The organism is Streptomyces sp. BE303, from assembly GCF_036290945.1.
GTDB lineage: Bacteria > Actinomycetota > Actinomycetes > Streptomycetales > Streptomycetaceae > Kitasatospora.
Genome location: NZ_JAQYWZ010000400.1, coordinates 1 through 4188, shown reverse-complemented (window position 1 = coordinate 4188; position 4188 = coordinate 1). Strand labels below are relative to the sequence as shown.

Sequence of the window (4188 nt, the reverse complement as noted above, 5' to 3'; positions counted from 1 at the left end):
ACGCCTGCTCCACGCCGTACTCGTCCAGCTCCGACAGAAGGCCGTCCACGCCCTCCCGGTCGGTGGTGTGATCGTCCGAGAAACGACGGTCACCCGTCGCGTCCGGCACGTGCTTCACACAGACAACGATCCTCAAGCTCACGGCCTGTCTCCTGTACTGGGTCTCGTCCGGCGGCTGCGGCTGTGCAAGCGGGCGCGCACACGGTACGCACCCGCTCCGGGCAGCGTGTTCCCGTGCCGGTCCGGAACTCCGTCGCAGCATACTCGCCAGTAGCACAACGGTCACTACTGGCCAGTAGCTTACGGCGGGAGGTCCCGACCGAGCGTCCCGCAACCCCTCCGACCAGCCCGGAGAGGATCCCCGGCCCGGACGGCGGCCACAGGACGGCTGCACTGCCGTCAGGGCCATCCTGCCCCAGCCCGACCCGTGCTCCACCCCACGGGGCGGTCCTTCGGCCTCCGGATTCACCGCCCGGAACGACCCGCGCCCTCCGAACCGGGAGCGGGAACAGCCTCAGACCGCCTCACCCAGGGCGGCGATCACGTCCACCTTCCGCGGCTGCCCGGCCGCCCGGCGCACCACCCGACCGCCCGCGTCCAGCACCAGAACGGTCGGCGTCCGCAGGATGTCCAGACGACGGACCAGCTCCAGCCGCTCCTCGGCGTCCAACTCGACGTGCGCCACCCCCTCGACCATCCCGGTCACCTCGGTCAGCACCCTGCGCGTGGCCCGGCAGGGCTGGCAGAACGCGCTGGAGAACTGCACCAGGGTCGCCCGCTCGCCGAGCGGCACCCCCAGCTCGGCCGCCGACAGCCGCACCGCCCCGTCCTTCACCCGCACCCGCAACCTCCCGTCACGCTTGGCCCGCAGCAGCCCGAACGCGCTCGCCACCACGAGGACGACAACGCACACCACCAACCCGGTCATCCCCCCAGTCTGCCCCCGCCCGCCCGGGCTCCGGGAACGGGCCCCGCAAACCGGTCGACCCGCGGCCCACGGCGCGCGTACGATCGCCGGGTGGACTCCGACCGCCCCGCACAGCCGCTGCTGACCGCCCGCCGGGTGGTCGACCTGTGCCGGGCCACGGCCTCGCGCTGTCGCTGACGCGCCCCGCCGTCACCCGTCGCCCCTCCCCCGGAGCCCCCGTGCAGATCGATCCCCGCGGCCCGCGCTTCGCCGCCGCGCTCACCACCGTCGTCCTGATAGCCGTCCTGCTCACCGGCAGCGGACTCCTGCTGGTCGCCCAGGCCCTCGTCTTCGCCCTCGGCGCCGTCGCCGGGCTGCGCCACTCGCCCTACGGCTGGCTCTACCGCACGCTGGTCCGGCCCCGGCTCGCGCCGCCGACCGAGACCGAGGACGAGCGCCCGCCGCGGTTCGCCCAGGGCGTCGGCCTGGTCTTCGCCGTCGTCGGCGCGCTCGGCTTCCTCACCGGGGTCGACTGGCTCGGCCTGCTCGCGACCGGGTTCGCACTCGCCGCCGCCTTCCTCAACGCCGCCTTCGGCTACTGCCTGGGCTGCGAGATGTACCTGCTGGTCCGCCGCGCCCAGGGCCGGGTGGACATCGCCGCCTGAGCACCCCGCCACCGGCCCGAGCCGGCCGCCCGACGGTCCGGCCGGGAAAAGTTCCCGGCCGGACTCATCACGCACATCACACCTTCACATTCCGCCTGGCGGTACGCCTCAGGTGACAGCGGGCACCCCTTCGGGGGATCATCTCCGTGTATCACCCGTGGCCGCCGCGGCGTGCCGCGCCACCGGTCGGCCCCCACGTACGGCTCGGGTACCCGCCGTACCGGGCCGCGAGGCCCGTCGAAGTCAGGACTGACCGTGGCAGAGTTCGTGTACCCGCCGGTGATCGGCGCCGCACTGACCGTCTTCCGCGCGCTCGACGTGCGCATCAGGATCGTCGGCGCCGAGCACATCCCCGCCAAGGGCGGAGCAGTCCTGGTGAGCAATCACATCAGTTACCTGGACTTCCTCTTCGCCGGCCTCGGCGCCTACCGCGGCGGACGGCGCAAGACCCGCTTCATGGCCAAGGACGACGTCTTCAAGCACGGCGTCTCCGGCCCGCTGATGCGCGGCATGAAGCACATTCCGGTCGACCGCACCGACGGCCAGCCCGCGTACGAGGCCGCCGTCCGGGCCCTGCGGGCCGGCGAGATGGTCGGTGTGTTCCCCGAAGCCACCATCAGCCGCTCCTTCATGCTGAAGAAGTTCAAGACCGGTGCCGCCCGTATGGCCGCCGACTCCGGCGCGCCGCTGCTGCCCGTCGTCCTCTGGGGCACCCAGCAGCTCTGGACCAAGGGCCGCCCGAAGACCCTCACCAAGCGGCACGTCCCGGTGACCATCATGATCGGCGAGCCGATCGAGCTGGCCCCCACCGACAAGCCCGTCATGGTCACCCGCCGGCTCCGCGCCGCGATGTCCGAGATGCTCGACCAGGCCCAGCGCGAGTACCCCGGCAAGCCGTCCGGCCCCGACGACACCTGGTGGCTGCCCGCCCAGCTGGGCGGCACCGCCCCCACCCTGGAGGTCGCCGAGGCCGAGGACGAGGCGGAGGCCACCGCCAAGGCCGAACGCCGGACCGCCCGCGACTGACGCCGTCCCGCGCCCGCCGCCCGCACCTCACGCCGCGCCTCACGTCCCGCCACGCAGCTACTCCGAGTGCCCGAACGAACGCACATCGTCGCGTGTCGCCCCCTTTTCGCCGCGTCCGATCTGACAACGTGACAGCTCCCTCGAAGCTCGCCGGGACTCACCCGGCGGATCGGAGACGGAGATGAGACGCGAATGACCGGCACACGGCTCGCACGGACCACCCCCACCACGGCCCGCACCCGCACTCGCGCCGGTGCGGGCCTGTTGCTGGCAGGAGCCCTGCTCACCGGTTGCGGCGCACAGCCCGGCGACATCCCGCTCAGCGAGATCCGCGCCGAATCGCCGTCCCCCACCCCCACGCCTACGCCCGAGCCGGCCGCTGCCGCCCCCGGTGTCGTCGGCGCCGCCGCCGCGACCCCGCCCTCCGCCCGCAACGGTCTGATCGCCAGCCGGGTCACGCTCGGCGCGGACCGGGAAACCGGCGCCATCCTCTCCACCGGGCCCGACGGCACCGGCGAGCGTCCGCTCACCCAGCCGCCGGACGGCGCCCGCGACGACAATCCCTCGTGGTCCCCCGACGGCGTCGCGCTCGCCTTCGACCGCACCGGCGACGCCGCCTCCGCCGCCCGGATCTGGCTCACCACGGCCTCCGGAGAGAACGCCCACCAGGTCGGTCCGCTCTGCAGCGTGGGAGCTCCCGACTGCATCAACGAGGCGGAGAGTCACCCCGCCTTCTCCCCGGACGGCGGGCGGATCGCCTTCAACCGCACCTGGGGATCCGGCGACCCCGAGACCGGTCAGATCCAGTACTCCGACCTGTACCTGATGACCCCGGACGGCACCGACGTCCAGCGTCTGACCTTCCTCACCAACGACAAGCCCTACTCCGGCGAGGTGACGAGTCCCAGCTGGTCGCCCGACGGAAAGCAGCTGGTCTTCGAGTACCGCACCAGCGCCACCGGGCTCCCCGCCGACGGCCGCGCGTTGTTCTCCGTCGCCGCAGACGGCACCGGCCTCCGCCAGCTCACCCCCTGGGAGCTGCGGGCCGGAGGCCGTGCCGGATGGTCCCCCGACGGCACCCGGATCGTCTTCACCACCTTCCCCGCCGGCCCCGACCTCACCCCGGGGGGCGGGATCTACGCCATGCACGCCGACGGCAGCGCGATCGAGGCCCTGACGCCCGGCCCGTCCGACGTCTCCTACGGCCCCGCGGCCTACGCCCCCGACGGCGGATCCATCGTCTTCGCCCGCGCCGCCGGCACCGGGACCTCCTCCGACCTCTACGTCATGCAGCCCGACGGGGGTAGCCCGACCCGGCTCACCGACACCCCCGACCGCTCGGAGAGCCGACCGAGCTGGGGCACCGCACCGCCCCAGGGCTGACCTCCCGGACCGGTCCGACGTGGCACGGGACGTGAACACCGCCGCCCCGGTATCACCGGAATTCCCCGGAATTGCCCCGGAAACGCAAAGAACCCCCGTCCGTATCCCGGACGGGGGTTCTTCACAATGATTGTTCGGCGGCGTCCTACTCTCCCACAGGGTCCCCCCTGCAGTACCATCGGCGCTGTGAGGCTTAGCTTCCGGGTT

Annotated in this window: 4 protein-coding genes, 1 rRNA gene and 1 pseudogene; 3 read left to right on the top strand and 3 right to left on the bottom strand. The window is 72.9% G+C overall.

The annotated features are described in order from the left end of the window. Together PUR56_RS06950 and PUR56_RS06945 are read right to left on the bottom strand one after the other, a co-directional pair. Positions 1 to 142 (bottom strand): annotated as a pseudogene (locus PUR56_RS06950) (electron transfer flavoprotein subunit beta); the annotation flags it as partial. 372 nt (positions 143 to 514) lie between these two features. Beyond that, positions 515 to 928: a TlpA family protein disulfide reductase gene (locus PUR56_RS06945; RefSeq protein WP_329880171.1), complete on the bottom strand. Its 414-nt coding sequence runs from the start codon at positions 926 to 928 to the stop codon at positions 515 to 517. 218 nt (positions 929 to 1146) lie between these two features. Here PUR56_RS06945 and PUR56_RS06940 point away from each other — a divergent pair, with 218 nt between their 5' ends. From PUR56_RS06940 to PUR56_RS06930, 3 genes are all read left to right on the top strand, one after another. Further along, positions 1147 to 1572 carry a DUF4395 domain-containing protein gene (locus tag PUR56_RS06940; RefSeq protein WP_329880172.1) on the top strand — a complete coding sequence of 142 codons (426 nt, stop codon included), beginning with the start codon at positions 1147 to 1149 and terminating at the stop codon, positions 1570 to 1572. A 255-nt stretch (positions 1573 to 1827) separates the two neighbouring features. Beyond that, complete coding sequence (locus PUR56_RS06935; protein ID WP_329880174.1) at positions 1828 to 2598, top strand: lysophospholipid acyltransferase family protein; 771 nt, start codon at positions 1828 to 1830, stop codon at positions 2596 to 2598. 192 nt (positions 2599 to 2790) lie between these two features. Next, a complete protein-coding gene (locus PUR56_RS06930; RefSeq protein ID WP_329948262.1) occupies positions 2791 to 3981 on the top strand; it encodes a hypothetical protein in 1191 nt (396 codons plus the stop codon). Positions 3982 to 4113: 132 nt separating this feature from the next. Here PUR56_RS06930 and rrf read toward each other — a convergent pair. Beyond that, positions 4114 to 4188, bottom strand: a 5S ribosomal RNA gene (rrf, locus tag PUR56_RS06925); the annotation flags it as partial.